We start from the raw sequence: 18,380 nt of genomic DNA on the forward strand, positions 1-18,380 counted from the left end.
ATAAAAAAGGTGTGTCCGCTTTTGATACATAAACGCTGGTTCCAAGTCATTGTTACCGCCATCCTCCTCTCCCTGTTAGTTTTATTATTAAATCAAATCCATTTTTTCTTTGAACCCATTCTGACTTATATTGCAGCCATCGCTGTTCCTCTCATTGGCGGGGGAATTCTTTTTTATATTTCTCGTCCGATGCTGCAGCTATTAGAAAAATACCGCGTCCCTCGTATACTGGGCATTCTTATCATTTTTCTTCTCTACATATTCATCGGATTTTTGATAACCCGGTTCATAGCTCCGATCGCCCAGGAGCAATTCACAAAACTTGTGGACAACATTCCCGATATGGCTGAAATGCTAAGTGAAACAGTTACGTACTGGCAGCAAAATCAGGATATTATTCCAAGTGAATTCAACAGCACTATTGATAATGTAGTCAATAACTTAGAAACATACTTACAAGGAGCACCAACGGTCATTATCAACGTCGTCAGTCAGCTGATAGGTTTTGTCTTCGCCCTCGTGCTTATCCCTTTCTTCCTTTTCTTCATGTTGAAGGATGGAGATAAGCTTGTACCATTCATTAAACAGTTTTTAAATAATCGTGCTGCGAAAAGCTTCGAAAAGCTGGCACGTTCTGTAGACTATACGTTGAATGCCTTTATCTTGGGACAAATGACGGTAAGTATTGTCGTTGGTCTTCTGCTTTTAATCGGATACATGATTATTGGCTTGAAGTACGCCCTGACTTTGGCCTTGTTTGCCATGGTCATGAATGTCATTCCATTTGTCGGACCATTTTTAGCGGTCATTCCAGCCTTGCTCGTTGGTCTGTTTCAGGATCCGATCCTCGCTGTCTGGGTGGCCGTTATTACGATCATCGCGCAACAGCTGGAAGGAAACTTTGTCTCCCCGAACGTTATGGGGAAAGCACTCAGTATCCACCCACTGACTATCATCACATTGATTTTAGCAGCTGGAAGTCTCGCAGGATTTTTGGGATTATTGTTTGCCATCCCGACCTATGCCGTACTGAAAGCCATCATCAGTCATTTTTACGAAGAATGGCTTGAGAGAAGAGAAACAACGAATCCAGAATAATATCAGCTGAAGCCCGCTATTTATAGTGGGTTTCATTTTTTGGAAAACAAGACGCACGCCACACGATATGAAAGCGAGGAAAAGAAATGCCACAACCGAAACTTTGGACATGGCCGTTCATATTTTTGATCTTAGCCAACCTATTCACATTCATGAGCTTTCAAATGCTTCTTCCAAACCTGCCTCCCTATATTGAATCCATTGGAGGCTCGAGTTTACAAGTAGGACTGATTACGACGACGTTTGCCTTTGCCGCCATCATCATCAGACCTTTCATCGGCCACTTGTTAATGACGCGGCCACGTAAAATCCTTGTGTTGATCGGAGCCATCTCCCTACTCGTGATGACCGCCCTTTACCCGATTACCCAAGTGGTTGTCATTCTTTTGATCATTCGTTTCATCCACGGAATTGCATGGGGATGGTCGACAACGGTTAACGGGACCGCCGCTGTCGATCTCGTTCCAAGAAGACGCGTAGGAGAAGGCATGGGGTATTTCGGCCTTTCCGTAACGGTCGGGATGATTATGGCTCCGAGCCTGGGCATCTACCTTTACCAGAATTATTCCTTTGATTTACTTGTGGGGATTGCTGTTGCTTTAGGTATGATCGCCATTCTGCTCTTCTCCATTACCAGCTTTGTAACACCTGAGCAGGTATATAAGAACCAAGAAGCTCCTCCACGCTTTTCTTTTACTGGTTCTCTCATTGAAAAAAGAAGCTGGTATCCGGCACTCGTTACAATTTTGAATACCTTCGGCTACGGCTCTGTCGTTACCTATATTGTCATTTTCGGGAATGAACAAGGGCTTTCCGGGACGTTTCTTTTCTACTTCTTTAATGCTGTATTTGCGACCATAACGAGACCGATCACAGGCCGCTACTTTGATAAAAACGGTCCGTGGAAATTGATCATGATTTGCTCTGTTCTTTCGTTTAGTGCGATGTGGGTGCTTGCTCTAGCAAGTTCAAACGTCCACTTGGTCATTGCAGGAGCTATATTCGGAATTGGGTTTGGGTCCATGATGCCCGCTCTTCAAGCATGGGTCATCTCCAAAACGACGACAGAGCGAAGCGGGATTGCTAACGGGATGTATTATTCATCGATTGACCTCGGGATTGGATCAAGTGCATTTATTCTTGGGTTTATTTATCAGTTCGTCGAAACGGCGACGTTATTCAAACTTTCCAGCTTCCTTTTCCTTCTCGTCCTACTGCTCACAATTTTGGACTACAGAAAACAAACCGAACCATGGGTAGCTCCCGAATAAGATTTTTAACCGCTGTTTATTGAACAATATGGCAGGATTGTTGAAGACTCGGTTTCAAGATGTTCTTGGGGTTCGTTTACGGTGTTGAGTGTTAGGGGTGTTTGGGAAGCAGCTCGCTTTCCTGCGGGGATGACGGCAAGCCTCCTCGTGCTTCGCACTGTGGGGTCTCGCCAGTCAATCCATTCCCGCGGGAGTCTCGCAGCTTTCCAACCACCCCATTCCATGAAGGTGAGAAACGAACCCCGCTACTGTGTGGGGGGTCTTCCACTATCCTTGTGTTATATGCATAAAGCGCTACATAACAAGCTTTCCGCACCCAGAATAGAGTGTCTGCAAGTTCGTACCCTCCATTAAATCTGTGCATAAAAGCAGCTTATTCTGGAAGTGGTTTCGAGACACTTATATGGCAAAGGGGCGGAGGGAAACGGTGAGACTCCTATGGGACGTGTGGGACAGGTGAGACCCCGGAAGGCGTAGCCTGAGGAGGCTCACCGCCCGCCCCATGGAAAGCGAACCTTTTCCCGCAGCCCCTAAACTCACACATAAGTCTCGAAACTGAGTCTTCCAGAAAAGGGAGCTTTAGTTGAAGAGTATATAAAAAAAGAAGTCCAAAGCTCATAGCTTTGGATTTCTTTTTATCATGAATTATTGACCGGAAGAATCGATTTCTTCTAGCAGCTTATCAAGGATTTGCCCATCTACGGTAGAGACTTCCTCACGATAGAAGTCACGCACCGGTGCCGCTTTCTCTCTAAATGCGTTACGTTGCTCTTCATTCAACTCGATAATTTCTGTAGGGTTTTCTGTATCATTTTTAATGACTTCAAGGTATTCTTCGTTCTGTTTCTTTTGTTCTTCGAATACCCAGTCCTGCATTTCTTCTACAGTTTCATCGATCGTTGATTGCATTTCTTCATCCAGACCCTCATACCAATCTGTATTCACTGTCGTCATCGCGACGTAGTTGTTGTGGTTTGAAATCGTCATATAATCCTGTACTTCATGGAAAGAAGCGTCTCCGATAAAGAAGATCGGGTTCTCTTGGCCTTCTACTGTTCCTTGATCAAGTCCTGTGTAAAGCTCTCCCCAGCTCATAGACTGTGGATCTGCTCCATAAGCCTTATAAGATTCAAGAATCAATGGAGAAGTTTGTGTACGCATTTTCAACCCTTCAAAGTCTGCAGGCTCAGAGATTGCCCGACTGGATGTCCACTGCATAGCACCCTCTGTCCAGTAAGATAAAGGTGAGATACTGTGTTCTTCATACAACTCACGTAAATCGGTATTCAAAGCTTCACTATCATTCAAAATCTGTTGTGTAGTTTCTACGCTATCCGGGAAAAGGAAGTGAAGGGCAAACAACTGTCCTTCTTTAACCATGTTCCCAGTAAAGCCCGGTGACATGACAGCCATTTCAACTGTACCACTTTGCAGCTGCTCCACCTGGTCAGTTTCGCTTCCAAGGCCACCAAATTCATATACATCAATATTTACGGCGCCGTCTGTTTTTTCATTCATACGTTTGGCAAATTCTTCAGCATATTCGTATTGAACTTGCCCGTCAATTTCTTCTGTTACAAATTTCCAATTATATGTTTCTCCTCCATCTCCACTTGCGCTTCCATCACCTTCACCATTTCCGCCACAAGCAGCTAACACCATGCCCAAAACCACTAACGTCATTAATGCTAAAAGATTCTTTTTCTTAAAGATAAAAATGACCTCCCCTAATTTTTGTATATTTGCTCTCACTCTATCCCTTACAAAAGAATAAGTGAAAGTTCTTCAAAGAATATTAACAAAGCAGATATCACAAACATCATCAGGATATACGGCGGTGTTCCTTTAATTACCTGTAAATACGGTTTATTAAATACCGCACTTGCTGTAAATATATCAACTCCAAATGGTGGAGTGGCTGACCCTAATGCTGCTTGGAATGTAATGACAACTCCTAAATGTATAGGATCCACTCCTGCGCTCATTGCGGCAGGATAGAAAATAGGAGTCAGAATAAGAATGACGACAATTGGATCGACGAACATACAGCCGATAAAGAAGAAAATTGTCACCATCAACAGGACATAGATGGCGCTTGGATCAGAACCAAGCACGGTTTCCGTAATCATTTGCGGAATCCTGGCAAAGGATATTACCCATGTAAAGGCCTGCCCTCCTGCCACCAAGACAAAGACCGCTGATGTAACAAGTCCTGTTGATTTAGCGACTTTAGGTATGTCCTTGATATGTACGGAACGATAGATCAGCACTTCCAGAATAAAGGCATAAAGCACTGATACACCAGCTGCCTCAGTTGGACTGAAAAGACCAGTATAGATTCCTCCGATAATTAATACAGGGAATCCTAAAGGCAGAAGCGCTTTCTTTGTCATCTGTAAACGCTCACTCCAGCTCGCCTTATTTGCAAGTGGAATATTGGCTGCCTTTGCATAAATAACACTGTAAATAGCAAAACAAAGGAAGACAAGTACCCCTGGGATAATACCTGCTATGAATAAATCACCCACGGATGTACCGGAAACAAGACCATAAATGATCATTCCGATACTAGGTGGTACAAGTAAAGCCACATCACTAGAGTTAATGATCAAGGCCATGGCAGAGGAATCTTTGTACCCAACCTTCAACAACCTTTGCCGCATGGGCTTACCGACGGCTACAACAGTCGCCTGCGTAGAACCCGATATAGCTCCGAATAATGTACAGGCAGCAGCTGTCGTTACCGCATACCCCCCTCGGATATGTCCGATAAATGAACCTATAAAATCTAATAATCGATTCGATGTTTTTCCAGTGGTCATAATATCAGCTGCAAATATGAAAAGTGGTACAGCTAACAGTACATACGCTTCAATTCCAGTAGAAAATTGCTGCATGAGTATCATGGGATCCAATGTAGGAAAATAAATGAACATGATGACTAATGGGGCAACCATTAGCGGAATCATCATTGGGAAGTTCAAAAAGAGAAGAACCACCATGATTATAAGCATAGTCGCTATCATATCGTTACCCTTTCTGGACTTGGATTTTTTGTTACAAGTGTGTTCCTTCTAATTCTTCTGTTGTGTCCTGATCATTGTAATCTTTCGCATCCGTTCCCAAATACACATCCTCCCGGTTACGAATATTGACCCACATGTTTCTTAAGAACTGAATTCCTCCGAGCAAAAAGCCTATGGGAATGAAGATGTACAAATAAAAAGCAGGCATTTGAAGTGCAGAAGTCACCCTGCCCGATTCTCGTACATCCATTACGTATAACCAAGAATAGTAACTAAGAACGAACAAGACGATAGCCGTTACAAATGGAATAAAAATAGCTAATACTTTTCTTGCCTTAAAAGGAGCCAAGTCATAAAATGCCGACATACTGATGTGGCGTCCTTTTCTGGCTGCATAGCTAATTCCCATGAATGTAGCAATGACGACAGCAATTTGACTAACTTCATCAGCAAATGGCAGCGAATAACCGAAGGTCTCCCTTATAATCGCTTTTCCGACTACCATCAATGCAATGATAATGACCGCATAACTTAATATGAATTCTTCGATCTTCAGAATGATTTTGTCTACTACCTTTAATACCTTCAACTATGTAATCCTCCTAAATGATTGGTGTGGTAGTTTTTAGGTCAATTACTAAACATAATACCGAAATTGTTCCCTTTCACTCAAATCAGTTTAAACAGAATTTTTCGTTTATTTTATGTATATTTCACATTGTAAGGAACTTGTAATTGTTGGATGCTTATATGTTCCACATAGCTCAACATAGATGCTGAATGCTCCAATTTCACTATTACCTTTTCCTTATTCTGTAAAATAATAGACAATTGAATCCCCTATTTTTTCATATCCAATCTTTTTATAAATGGAATTTGATGTAGAATTGGCAAGGTCCGTATAGAGAGAACAAAAAGAGTAGCCACTATGCAACAGCTTATCTGTCAGATGCCATACGGCTTGAGAAGCATACCCCTTCCTTTTATACTGATCAGGTGTAAACACAGCATTGATTGTGGCTCCATTCTTCGTTGTTCGAGCCCGACTTGCCATGGAAACGGCTGTTCCATCGACGATCCATAAATGAAGGCGTTGATCCTCAATTAGACTTTCAGCCAATTCCTTCGCTCGTCCCGCTACATGGTTCTCTCCTGTTTCCTTTCCATACTGTTCCAACCAATTTTCGACAAGGGACTGATAGGAAGCGTCTGCTTCAATTAACTGACCCTTTTGTTTTTGAATCGTTTTCAATTGATTCAACCTGAATATTCCTTGCTCCATCTGCAGCTCTGCTTCCTGCCCGGTATGGCGCATCCATTCTTTCAAGAAAAATTCCACCGCTTTCCGTTCTCCAAGTACACCGGGGACATCATGCTCTTCCTTAACCAAGTACTGGACAAATGCACGAATATGAGCAGGCTCCCAATGATTGAGCGAAGGAATGATCCATAAATGCGGAGGCGTTCTCATTGACATGAACACAGGTTTTCCATTGTCCTGGAAGCTGATTAAATGACAAGCTTCTTTCCCATGGGATTTTTTCAGACGTTCTAAAATCCCCAGAGGCAGGTTGTTTTCCGCTTCCTTATCCAGTAGCAATGCTTCCACTCGTTCATGGAACTTGATTGGGTCGTGTTCATAAATTATAGTCATCAATGAGTACCCCTTTTCTTTTTGCTTCAAACCAGTTTTTTGTTAAAATTCTGAATAAGATGAATTTTTATTTCCATTATACGTCTCAAAGACAAGTAGAACAACATAAAGAAAGGAAGAATAAACCATGACAAAAAAAGAAATCCAAGATCAAATTGCTTTCTTAAAATCTGACTATATCCGTATTCAAGGAGATTTAGATAAACTTGAAGCTGCCGGCGGAAACATTCAAAATGCCGAAAAGCAGCTGGCTCGGATGGAAGAAGAATTAAAAGAACTAAATAAGCAGCTAGCTCAGGCAGAGCAGTAAAAAAAGACGGAGGAACCTGATTTCCTCCGTCTTTTCATGTTAAGATTTCTTTTGATTTTCTTTTTCTTTTCGCTGCCCCTCAAGTTTCTCCTGGATCTTTTCAAACTCTTTGCTTGGAGGCATTAAAGAAACGATGACATCACCGTTTTCTGCCTTATACTCCATATCGGGAGTGAAAAACTCCACTTTTCCTGAGGCCCTTTTCGCAAATAAGAGCAAGGCGTGTTGATCCATATTCTTCATGTAGTCTTTGAAGGTATACTGTTCTGTGATCGTCGTTTTGCGGAATACGTAGCCATTTTCCACTCTAGCATTCAATTCTTCCCAGGAAGCCCCTTCTTCAAATAGGATTCTCCCTCCGATCGTATGCACAAGATCTTCCAAATCGTCTCCCTCTTTATTGCTTAAACTAAGTTGGAATGAGTTGTTACGACCGAATTCCGGTACGAAGGTCGTACACACGAGGGCATTGTATGAATCTAATTCTGTAGCGGCAACTAGATACTCATATGGTGTCATATCTAAATAGTATTCGGTTTGCTCCGATAAGATTTCTCCATGATAGGATTCAATTCCTCGGGAACGTGCTCGGGACAGTCTCTCCCATGAAGAATCCGTAAGAAGAACGGGGATCTTAAGGTCCTCCAATGTCTTGGCAAGACCCGTTGTGAAGGCACTTCCTCCAGCGATGAGTACTCCTGGAGGTCCCTCCATCGATAATCCCAATTTTTTCGCAAGCCAGCCAATAGAAAAGCCATGGGCCACAACAGTTGTAAATACAAGGGCAAAGGTCAATGATATGAGAATCGATGCATCCTCAAATCCTTCCTCCAAAAGGACACTCGCAAAATAACTGGCAACCGTCAGGGCGACAATCCCTCTCGGTGCAATCCAACCGACCAGAAGCTTCTCTGATTTAGATAAATCCGTCCCTACAGTGGATAGAAAAATCGACAACGGTCGGACGATAAACAACATTAAAGCGACAAACCCAATAATCTGTATGTTGAAGATTTCTACCAACGTATCAACCGTCAGGGAAGCGGTCAGCATGACAAAGATGGTAGAGATCAACAATAAGGATATATTTTCTTTAAAGTGTCTCATATCTGCAATGGACGAGATATGCATATTTGCAAGAGTCATCCCCATCGCTGTTACAGATAATAGACCCGTTTCATGCATGATTTCATCAGCAATCGTAAAACAAGCAATAACAACGGCAAAGACGGCTGGGGATTTAAGGAACTCAGGGATATACCCTGTTTCAAACATCCAGCCGACTCCTTTTCCGCAAACCCAGCCAAGAAAGACAGCAAAGGCGGAAGCGGCAAAGAACATCAATAACGCAGAAGGATCATTGTTGGTCAGGAATAGGATGATTTCGAACGCAAATACCGCAAGTAATGCGCCGATCGGATCGACAATGATTCCTTCCCATTTCAAGATTTTAGCTGGACGTGGTTTTAACTTTGCCTGACGTAATAGAGGCAGGATAACAGTCGGTCCAGTAACAATGAATAAGCCCCCGATTGTAAAAGCGACAGCCCAAGATAAACCCGCCACATAATGAGCCGCTAATGAACCTAATATCCAGCTTAGAAACGCACCGAAAGTCACGATCCTGAACACGGGGCGGCCTAAACCTTTCACTTCCTTCATATCCAGGTTCAAGCTTCCTTCGAAAAGAATGACGGCGACGGCCAAAGATATGATCGGTTTATAAAGTTCTCCGAAGTCCTGCTCAGGGTTCATGAGGCCTAGTACAGGTCCGGCTAAGAGACCGGCGATGGACATGACTACAATGGCAGGCAACCGAAAGCGCCAGGCCACCCATTGCGATCCTACGCCGAGAAACCCCACTAACATCAGTTGTAAGAGTAACGAATCTATCATTGAACAGTCTCCTTCTGTAAGGTGTATGTACGACCCTCGAGTAATATAGACATATTCTATATGCCTCTCCCTCATCTGTAAACTAAATTGTCTGTAAAAAACTTCCCACTAAAGCTCCCTTTAATTGAAGGCTCAGTTTCGAGACTTTTGTTGAGCGGATGGGGTCTGCGGGGAATGGCTCGCTTTCCGCGGGGCCCCACACGATGTGGGGTCTTTCGAAGAGCCCCTAAACTCCAACAAAAGTCTCGAAATCAAGTCTTTCACAATCCTGCTATATTGCTGAGTAAAACCTTAATTTGTAAGGCAATCCCACAAAAAATGGTATGGTAATCATAACCTTTTAAATTTTCTAAAAAAATAATTGACAGAAAGGTGTGACATTGATAGTATTACGGCGGTGCGTTAATCTCATTCACTTTTCAATAATGAAAATCATGCAGAAGCCTTGATTATTGCCGCTCATCTTTTGGATAAGAGCGCTTTTTTTACGCAAAATATACAGACATCTATGAGGAGGAGCCAGTATGAAAGCAAGAGACACAATTTTTATTGGATTCACATTGTTCGCTTTGTTTTTCGGTGCTGGAAACTTGATCTATCCTGTTTCCCTCGGTATTGAATCAGGAACATCCTACTTCCCGGCTATATTCGGTTTTGTTATTACTGGTGTAGGGTTACCTATTATTACCGTAGCGGCTATATCGCTTGTACGTAACGGCGCTGTTCAATTAGCTGGACGCGTCCACCCGATGTTCGGATTATTATTCACATCGATGGTCTACCTTGTCATTGGACCTTTCTTTGCCATTCCGAGGGCCGCAAACGTCGCCTTTGAAACAGGCATCGTTCCATTTACGAACGGAAAATCGTTGACATTATTCATTTTTACGGTCTTATTTTTTGTACTCGTTTATTGGCTCAGCCGCAATCCATCTAAACTCGTGGATCGCGTAGGACAAATTTTAACCCCTGCTTTGTTCTTGGCCATCCTTGGTCTTGTCATTGGAAGCTTCTTTCTGCTTGATGGTCCTATTCAACCAGCCGGTGAAAAATATCAGGCACAACCTTTCTTTACAGGATTCATTGAAGGTTACTTGACCATGGATGCCATTGCTTCTCTTGCTTTCGGTATTATCGTCGTTTCATCCTTCCGCGATCGTGGGGTTACTGATCCTAAAACGTTGACCATTCGAACATTAAAAGCAGGTTTAGTGACTGCCATCGGTCTAGCCACTGTCTATGTAGCCATTGGTTGGATCGGAGCTAGAATGGCAACGGAAGGGTCTTTTGATAATGGAAGTGCCATCCTTGCTGGTGCTGCACAAATCATGTATGGAGATGTAGGAACGCTGTTACTTGGTGTGATTGTAGGACTTGCCTGTTTGACGACATGTATCGGTCTGACCGTCGCCTGTGGCCAGTTCTTTTCAAAACGTGTGCCAGGGCTTACTTATAAACATGTCACCATCGTAGTTACTCTGATCAGTTTCGCTATATCCAATATCGGATTGAATCAAATCATCGCTTATTCTGTCCCGGTGCTTGTGTTCGTTTATCCGATCACCATTGTTCTCGTAGCCCTTACATTCATGAGCCCGCTCTTTAACCACTCTCCTTATGTGTATCGAGGAGCCATTTTGTTGACTGCCATCATAGGGGTCTATGACGGACTCGTGGCTTTTGGCGCCGATGTTTCTGGCATCGAGCCATTGATCAGTCAACTTCCTTTATTCGAATTGAATTTAAGCTGGGTCTTCCCTGCCATTATTGGTGGCGTCGTCGGGCTTTTGATTGATTACTTTAAAGGAGAACCCCGTCATAAAGAAAGCTTTCAGAACGGTTAACGTATGAAAATCCCTCTCCATGGTGGAGAGGGATTTTTTTAATGATCCAGAAGCGTTACGCTGACTTTCACATCAAGGTTCTGACCGCCGCCTCGATATACTCCCTGAAGTGGACTGACATCAGCATAATCCCTTCCTGTACCAATTCTGATGTGCTGTTCTAACGCTTCCACATTGTTCGTAGGATCCAAACCAATCCAGCCGATTCCGGGTACCATCACTTCCACCCAAGCATGTGTGGCCGCATCACCCACAAGCGCTGAATCTTCTCCGACATACAGGTAACCACTCACATAACGGGCTGGTATCCCCTGTGATCTTAAGACCCCAATCATAACGTGTGCATAATCCTGGCACACCCCGCTCCTTAACGGCCATGATTCGTAGGCCTTGGTATTGACCTGGGTTGTCGTCGTATCGTACCGGATCGATTGATTGATGTACTCCATCAACCTTAAAGAAAAGCGGATTGGATCGCTGGCGTCTCCAACTTCATTGAAAATTTCTTCGATTTGTTCTTTATACAAGAATGTATACGGTGTTTCATTCAAATAAGCCAAGTAATGGCGACGGAAAAGTTCCGAGTGAAAGATTGTACGCATTTCATCCGAACATTCGATCATACGGATGAATGGACTTTTTTGAATGCTGACCGTCGATGTCGTTTTTAATGTTAAATGTTCATGCTTCTCAGGAATGAAAAAAGTCTCCACATGGTTCCCCCATAGATCGATATGTTCTTTCGTCATCGATCCTGGAGTGATTTCAGTCCGGTAAGCAAGCAGCCTCTGACATTCATCCGTCCTCGGTTTCAGGCGGATATGATTCATGCTCTGATCGACAAAATTATCATAATAAAACGTATTGGTGTGCTCAATTTGGAATTTCACAGCGTATTCCTCCTGGATAGCCTTTACTTGGCGTGTACGGGTTCAATTAAATAATAGGTTTGTGAGAACATGCGACTCAGTGTCATGCATCGATCTTGGAAGTGGTCGAGAAACGACATCAGCTCATTCATATCCATCTCCTCAATGTTCGTACTCGTAATTTCTTCCTGAATGAGTTCAAGCATTTGGAAAAGATCCTCAGAATAGTGAGAGATTTTCCCACCTTCAAGCTTGTCAACCGCTTCGAGGACATGATCCATACAGTATCGGATCGATCTTGGGAACGTCCTCTCTTTAATTAAAAAGCTGAGGACATGCTTCGATTCCATTGTAGGTGGGTGTTCTTTAATATACGCATCATATCCATTCAGAAACTGCAGAGCTGTCAGCCAATAATAGTAATGATCTGTCGGGATATCGGCTTCTTTTCTGTTCTTTTCACAGGTCACATTCAATATTCTTGCTGTTTTCTCAGCGCGCTCCAACCATTTCCCAACTTTAATAAAAGTATAAGGAGTTCCACGGCTCATACTGGACTCAATGACTCCTTGTGATGTCATCGAAGTTTTAATCACTTGAGCCAAGTAATCCTGGGTATGCTGCCTCGTATTCGGGAGCTCCTGCCAATCCTTTTGGTCCAAATGGAATGCATTTAACACTTCCCAAAGTTCTTCGGGAAGGATATCCCTTGTCGAACGGGCATTCTCTCGGGCATAATTCATGCTATTCATAAGAGAATTGACGTTAAATGGACTGATGGTCAAGTATTGGATCAGTGTTTCCCTGTCTAAACGATCGTACAGGTTGTAATAATCTTTCGCGGACGCACAGACTTCCACAATTTCTTCCCAGTCCCGATCCGCTGCCTCCTGATTTTGTGCCTCCAACATATGAATGAGCTGGACACTGAGTACCCTTGCATTGTTTTCGGCTCGTTCTATGTTTCGGGACATCCAGTAAAGAGAATCTGCTACACGACTAAGCATGTTGATCACCACTTTCTGTCAAGATCCACGTATCTTTTCCTCCCCCACCCTGAGAGGAGTTCACAACAAGGGAGCCTTCTTTAAGAGCTACTCGTGATAACCCTCCAGGAAGTACATTCGTCTTTTCTCCATTCATGACAAACACGCGTAAATCTACATGACATGGATAAAATCTACCTTCCTGATACGCAGGAGCCCTTGATAATTTAATGGTCGGTTGAGCGATATATTGATGAGGATTTTCTATAATTTTCTTCTTGAACGCCTCACGTTCACTTTCATCCGACTGCGGACCAATTAACATATCATACCCGCCTGACGCACCGACATTTTTCACAACCAGTTCATGAATGTGATCCAGCACATAATCCAGACGTTCAGGATCACTAAGGAAGTATGTTTCAACGTTCGGGATAATCGGATCTTCCCCAAGGTAGAAGCGGATCATATCAGGTACATAAACATACATCGCCTTGTCATCGGCAACGCCATTGCCTATGCCGTTAAGTATCGATACATTTCCTTTTCGATAAGCCCTGAGCAACCCGGGTACTCCGAGAGCAGAGTCAGGACGGAACGCTTCCGGATCAAGGAAATCATCGTCAATTCTTCTATAAATGATATCCACACGTTTTAACCCTTTGATGGTCTTCATGTAAACAACATCATCTTTGACAATCATATCTCTTCCTTCTACCAGTTCAATTCCCATCTGTTGAGCAAGAAAGACATGGTCATAATAAGCAGAATTATAAATCCCCGGCGTCAATAAAACAGCGGTGGGCGATTTATGAGGGTTTGCATTGGCAGGCAGATGGCTGGTTACCGCCTGGTGAAGTTCTGACAACTGATGCTCCAATGTTTCGATAGAATGTTGGAAGAACAATTCGGGGTACACTTGTCTCATAACATACCGATTTTGGAAAACATAAGACATTCCTGAAGGATTACGCAAGTTATCTTCCAATACCCGGTATTGACCCTTTTCATCTCTAATTAAATCTACTCCTGCAAGGAATATATGGTTCCTTAAAGGGATATCTATGCCACTGACTTGTTTGTTGTAGTAATAAGGATTGTTCTCGATCAACTCTCTCGGAATGACTCCCGCTTCTACAATTTCCTGATCATGATAAATATCTTCTAAAAAATTATTGAGCGCGGTCATCCGCTGCTTCATCCCTTTTTCAATCTCTTCCCAATCTTGCCTCGGAATGATGATCGGAACAAAGTCAAACGGCATCGTTCTCTCTGTACCTCCTGTGTGGTTGTACACGGTGAATGTAATGCCTTGTCTAAGAAAATTAAGCTGAGCTGTTTCATGCTTTTTCATCAAATCGCGTTCTGTAAATTGATTGACCAGTTGATAAAACCATTGGTAGTGTTTCTTCGGCTCACCACCCTGTTTCATCATTTCATCAAAGTAAACACCCGTTTGATAATTAGTTAGCACGACCTCTCCTCCATTCCTACTTACTACAAATCCTTTACCCTTAGTTTACTCCACCCACTCATAAATTGTAAGAAAATTTACACAACAATTGTCGTTTCTTATGAGAGTTATTAAAGTAAATGGCAAGATTGTGGAAGACTCTGTTTCGAGATTTTTGTGTAAGTGGATAGGGCTGCGGGGAATGACTCGCTTTCCGCGGGAGCGCGTTGAGCCTCCTCGGACTCCGTCCTGCGGGGTCTCACCTAGCACTCTTTTCCCGCAGGAGTCTCGCCATTCCCCTCCGCCCTTTTACCATGGAAGTGTCTCGAAACCATTTCTCGGAAACTCTGCTGGTATGCTCAAGCGAAGTGGATAATATAATACTCTCCCCAGTGTGAATCCGAATATGAAAGCTTGATATAGAGCGCTTTATTCCTGCATCTAAGTGAGGGTGGGAGACGCACCATTGTGGTAAAGGGGTTCGTTTCTCACATGCATCGAATGGGGTGGTTGGGAAGCTGCGAGACTCCCGTGGGAGAAGGAGATAGGCGAGATCCCGGAAGGCGATAGCCTGAGGAAGCTCGGCGCTCCCCCACAGGAAAGCGAGTGGCTTCTCAACCACCCCTGACTCCCATTCCGGCAAACACGAACCCCGGTTATCTCGAAATCGAGTCTTCCATAAACGGGAGCTTAAGTGAAAACTACGTAGAGGTTTTCTGATGAAAGACGGACCAGCTCATCTGTTTTAAGGGATGAGCTGGTCCGGTGGGAAATGGTAGACATTATTTGATGTTGATGACAATTTTACCTTTGGCGTGGTGGGTTTCGCTGACGCTATGGGCTTCTTTTAGACCTTCCTCGCTGAGGTCGAAACGATGTCCGATGACAGATACTAAATCTCCTTCTTCCATCATGGAAGCGAGTTTTGTCAGTTTCTCTCCGCTCGGCTCAAGCCAGACGAATCCTGCTTTCACTCCATGTTTGGCAGCGAGGTCTTCATCCGGTGGCTGGACAATGGACGGAAGACGCCCACCTTCTTTCAGGACAGAAAAGCTTTTTTCCTGGATTTCTCCACCAAGAGTATCAAGGACGATATCGTAATCACTTAACACCTCTGAGAATTCCTCTTCTTTATAATTGATAAAACGATCGACACCCAGTTTCTCTACCCACTCCTGGTTCTTTCCACTGGCTGTCGCTGCTACATAAGCACCTTTTTGCTTCGCAATTTGAATGGCATAATGGCCGACACCACCTGACCCTGCATGTATGAGCACATGGTCTCCTTCCTGGATATCGCTAAAATCCACTAAACATTGCCATGCAGTAAGTCCTGCCAATGGCACCGCTGCCGCTTCCTCAAAAGAAACGTTCTCAGGAAGATGTGCTAGAAGATGTTCATCCACTGCTGTGTACTCTGCATACGTTCCGAATCGTGTTGTATCCGGACGAGCAAAAACTCGATCTCCTACTTTGAAGTTTTCCACTGCAGAACCAATCTCTGCGACGATTCCTGCAGCATCCCATCCTAAAATGATAGGAAAATCAAAGTCCAGCATTTCTTTTAAGTAACCTTCCCTAAGCTTCCAGTCGATGGGATTGATCGATGTTGCGTGCAATTCCACGATGACCTGGTTCTCATTTGGAACAGGAAAATCCACGTCTTTTTCTTTTAGTTGATTTCTATCTCCATATTGCTCAATAACAATGGCTTTCATATTATAATCGCTCCTTTTAAGAGGTATGACTTCTATAGTTTTCCCCACAGTTTTCACGTGAAACATGATAAGATGTGGAAGAAAGAAGATTATGTATAAAAGGATGATCACGATGATTCAACAGGCCGAAAAAATTCTCCACCAATACTACGGTTATTCCTCGTTCCGCCCTGGTCAAAAAGAGGCCATTACTCATGTTTTAGATCAAAAGAACACACTGGCCGTCATGCCGACAGGAGGCGGAAAATCCCTCTGCTATCAAATCCCCGGACTCACTTTGCAAGGAACAGCGATCATCATATCCCCCTTGATTTCTTTGATGAAAGACCAAGTGGATGCCCTCCATTCCTATGGGGTGGCCGCTACTTATATTAATAGCTCCCTTTCTCATACAGAGCAGCAACAAAGGCTGCGGGATATGGAAAACGGCCGCTATTCCTTTGTGTATGTCGCTCCTGAACGGTTTGACTCACCCAACTTTTTGGCCGCTATCAACAGCATTCCCCTTTCGTTGATTGCCTTTGATGAAGCGCACTGTATTTCCCAATGGGGACATGACTTCCGTCCAAGCTACCGATCGATTGTTCCTACCTTGAAAAAAGTTGCAAACCTTCCTGTCCTTATGGCTCTAACCGCTACCGCGACCCAGGAAGTAATTAAGGACATTAAAGAGTTGATCGATGTCGAGGATACAAACGTCATTAATACTGGATTCGCAAGGGACAACTTATCTTTTCGTATTATCAAAGGCCGTGACAAACGAGAATTCATCAGCGAATATTTGACTCAGATTCCCAATGAATCCGGCATCATCTATACAGCCACACGAAAAGATGCTGACCAGCTTCATTACCTTTTAACGAAAAAAGGATTTGCTGCTGGAAAATATCACGCAGGAATGACAGAGCATCAAAGAAAGCAAGCACAGATGGATTTCGTTCAGGATGAAATCACCACGATGATTGCAACCAACGCCTTCGGGATGGGCATCGATAAATCAAATGTCCGTTATGTTATTCACTATTCCATGCCGATGAATATTGAATCTTATTACCAGGAAGCTGGTCGTGCCGGCCGTGATGGTGAGCCTGGTGATTGTGTATTGCTCTTTTCAAGTCAGGATATCAACCTGCAACGGTTTTTGATCGACCAGTCACCAAATGAAGAAAAGAAAAAGGATGAGTACACGAAACTCCAGGCGATGGTGAATTATTGCCATACCCACTCCTGTTTGCAGCAATACATTCTTGACTATTTTGATGATCCGACAGAATCCGAGCCTTGTGGTAAATGTACGAATTGCACCCACGATGGTGAAGAGCAGGATATGACAAAAGAAGCGCAAATGGTATTATCCTGTGTGAAACGTATGGGCGAAAGGTTCGGAGCCGGCCTGACAGCGAAGGTACTCAAAGGTTCTTCTGACCAAAAAGTGAAACAGTTTCGATTCCAAGATTTATCGACCTATGGCATTATGCCGAATTATACAGAAAAAGAATTAACTCGATTCATTCAGTTTTTAACGGCGGAAGGCTACCTATCGACAGGCGAAGGACGTTATCCTTCATTAAAGTTGACGAATGAAGCCGTTTCTGTCATTAAAGGCAACCAGCCTGTTCTTATGCTTGTTGAATCCACAACGAAAAAACAGAAAACCGAATACAATGAGCAATACTTCGAAGAGTTGCGACAGTTACGTAAATCGATTGCAGATGAAAGCAACCTTCCCCCTTACGTCATCTTCTCTGATGCCACACTCAAAGACTTGACCATCTATCTCCCAGAAAGCAAAGAAGAGATGATGAACATCAAAGGAATAGGGGAGCAGAAATTCGAGAAGTATGGAGAACAGTTTCTTGAGAAATTACGACCTTGGGCACAAGAGACGGAGACGAAGCCTACGCCGGTTCGTTCGACCGAACCTTCAATCCAACAGAAAGACCCGTTTGATGACCGCCCCAGTCACCATATTTCTTACGACCTTTGGATACAAGGAAATGATGTGAAAGACATAGCCAAAGAAAGGGGTATAGGCAAACAAACGATTGAGAACCATATTTTCCGAGCTGGAAAAGAAGGAAATGAGATCGATTGGAGCCGATGGTTTGATGAAGAACAAGAAAGCAACATTGTGCAGGCCTATGATCAAATGGAGGAACATAAATTGAAACCCTTGAAAGAATCTCTGCCTGAGGGGTATTCCTACTCTATGATCAAGGCCGTCCTTGTGAAGCATAACTTGATGGATGAATGAT

At 43.5% G+C, this 18,380-nt stretch carries 14 protein-coding genes; 5 read left to right on the forward strand and 9 right to left on the reverse strand.

Annotated elements, in window-relative coordinates:
• The first annotated feature begins 21 nt into the window (after nucleotides 1-21).
• Complete coding sequence (locus tag BLS23_RS14555) at nucleotides 22-1,098, forward strand: AI-2E family transporter (RefSeq protein ID WP_089653623.1); 1,077 nt, start codon at nucleotides 22-24, stop codon at nucleotides 1,096-1,098.
• Between the two features lie 86 nt (nucleotides 1,099-1,184).
• Nucleotides 1,185-2,369, forward strand: coding sequence for an MFS transporter (locus BLS23_RS14560; protein ID WP_089653626.1), 1,185 nt, complete (start codon nucleotides 1,185-1,187; stop codon nucleotides 2,367-2,369).
• Between the two features lie 645 nt (nucleotides 2,370-3,014).
• Here BLS23_RS14560 and BLS23_RS14565 read toward each other — a convergent pair.
• The 4 genes from BLS23_RS14565 to BLS23_RS14580 form a co-directional block, all read right to left on the reverse strand.
• Entirely contained in the window at nucleotides 3,015-4,052 is a 1,038-nt protein-coding gene (locus tag BLS23_RS14565; protein ID WP_089653757.1) for a DctP family TRAP transporter solute-binding subunit, read from the reverse strand.
• 77 nt (nucleotides 4,053-4,129) lie between these two features.
• The gene (locus BLS23_RS14570; RefSeq protein ID WP_089653629.1) at nucleotides 4,130-5,395 is read right to left on the reverse strand and encodes a TRAP transporter large permease; all 1,266 of its coding nucleotides are present in this window, start codon (nucleotides 5,393-5,395) and stop codon (nucleotides 4,130-4,132) included.
• Between the two features lie 31 nt (nucleotides 5,396-5,426).
• Complete coding sequence (locus tag BLS23_RS14575) at nucleotides 5,427-5,984, reverse strand: TRAP transporter small permease (RefSeq protein ID WP_089653632.1); 558 nt, start codon at nucleotides 5,982-5,984, stop codon at nucleotides 5,427-5,429.
• Between the two features lie 219 nt (nucleotides 5,985-6,203).
• The gene (locus tag BLS23_RS14580) at nucleotides 6,204-7,049 is read right to left on the reverse strand and encodes a GNAT family N-acetyltransferase (protein WP_089653635.1); all 846 of its coding nucleotides are present in this window, start codon (nucleotides 7,047-7,049) and stop codon (nucleotides 6,204-6,206) included.
• Nucleotides 7,050-7,176: 127 nt separating this feature from the next.
• Here BLS23_RS14580 and BLS23_RS14585 point away from each other — a divergent pair, with 127 nt between their 5' ends.
• Nucleotides 7,177-7,359 carry an SE1832 family protein gene (locus BLS23_RS14585; protein WP_089653638.1) on the forward strand — a complete coding sequence of 61 codons (183 nt, stop codon included), beginning with the start codon at nucleotides 7,177-7,179 and terminating at the stop codon, nucleotides 7,357-7,359.
• Nucleotides 7,360-7,398: 39 nt separating this feature from the next.
• Here the strand turns inward: BLS23_RS14585 and BLS23_RS14590 are convergent, their stop codons facing one another.
• Nucleotides 7,399-9,255: a cation:proton antiporter gene (locus tag BLS23_RS14590; protein ID WP_089653641.1), complete on the reverse strand. Its 1,857-nt coding sequence runs from the start codon at nucleotides 9,253-9,255 to the stop codon at nucleotides 7,399-7,401.
• A gap of 524 nt (nucleotides 9,256-9,779) precedes the next feature.
• Here BLS23_RS14590 and brnQ point away from each other — a divergent pair.
• Nucleotides 9,780-11,099 carry a branched-chain amino acid transport system II carrier protein gene (brnQ, locus tag BLS23_RS14595; RefSeq protein ID WP_089653644.1) on the forward strand — a complete coding sequence of 440 codons (1,320 nt, stop codon included), beginning with the start codon at nucleotides 9,780-9,782 and terminating at the stop codon, nucleotides 11,097-11,099.
• Between the two features lie 38 nt (nucleotides 11,100-11,137).
• Here brnQ and BLS23_RS14600 read toward each other — a convergent pair whose 3' ends face one another.
• The 4 genes from BLS23_RS14600 to BLS23_RS14615 all read right to left on the reverse strand — a co-directional run bounded on the left by BLS23_RS14600 (nucleotide 11,138) and on the right by BLS23_RS14615 (nucleotide 16,125).
• Nucleotides 11,138-11,989 carry a transglutaminase family protein gene (locus BLS23_RS14600; protein ID WP_089653647.1) on the reverse strand — a complete coding sequence of 284 codons (852 nt, stop codon included), beginning with the start codon at nucleotides 11,987-11,989 and terminating at the stop codon, nucleotides 11,138-11,140.
• A gap of 23 nt (nucleotides 11,990-12,012) precedes the next feature.
• The gene (locus BLS23_RS14605; protein ID WP_089653650.1) at nucleotides 12,013-12,975 is read right to left on the reverse strand and encodes an alpha-E domain-containing protein; all 963 of its coding nucleotides are present in this window, start codon (nucleotides 12,973-12,975) and stop codon (nucleotides 12,013-12,015) included.
• A complete protein-coding gene (locus BLS23_RS14610; RefSeq protein WP_089653651.1) occupies nucleotides 12,968-14,428 on the reverse strand; it encodes a circularly permuted type 2 ATP-grasp protein in 1,461 nt (486 codons plus the stop codon). Before BLS23_RS14610 ends, BLS23_RS14605 begins: the two co-directional genes overlap by 8 nt.
• A gap of 761 nt (nucleotides 14,429-15,189) precedes the next feature.
• On the reverse strand, nucleotides 15,190-16,125 hold the full coding sequence (locus BLS23_RS14615) for an NADP-dependent oxidoreductase (protein WP_089653654.1): 936 nt from the start codon (nucleotides 16,123-16,125) through the stop codon (nucleotides 15,190-15,192).
• Nucleotides 16,126-16,237: 112 nt separating this feature from the next.
• Between BLS23_RS14615 and recQ the strand changes: the two genes are divergently transcribed.
• Nucleotides 16,238-18,379: a DNA helicase RecQ gene (recQ, locus tag BLS23_RS14620; protein WP_089653760.1), complete on the forward strand. Its 2,142-nt coding sequence runs from the start codon at nucleotides 16,238-16,240 to the stop codon at nucleotides 18,377-18,379.
• Nucleotide 18,380 lies beyond the last annotated feature (1 nt).

It is taken from the genome of Halobacillus aidingensis (genome assembly GCF_900104185.1).
Lineage (GTDB): Bacteria > Bacillota > Bacilli > Bacillales > Halobacillaceae > Halobacillus > Halobacillus aidingensis.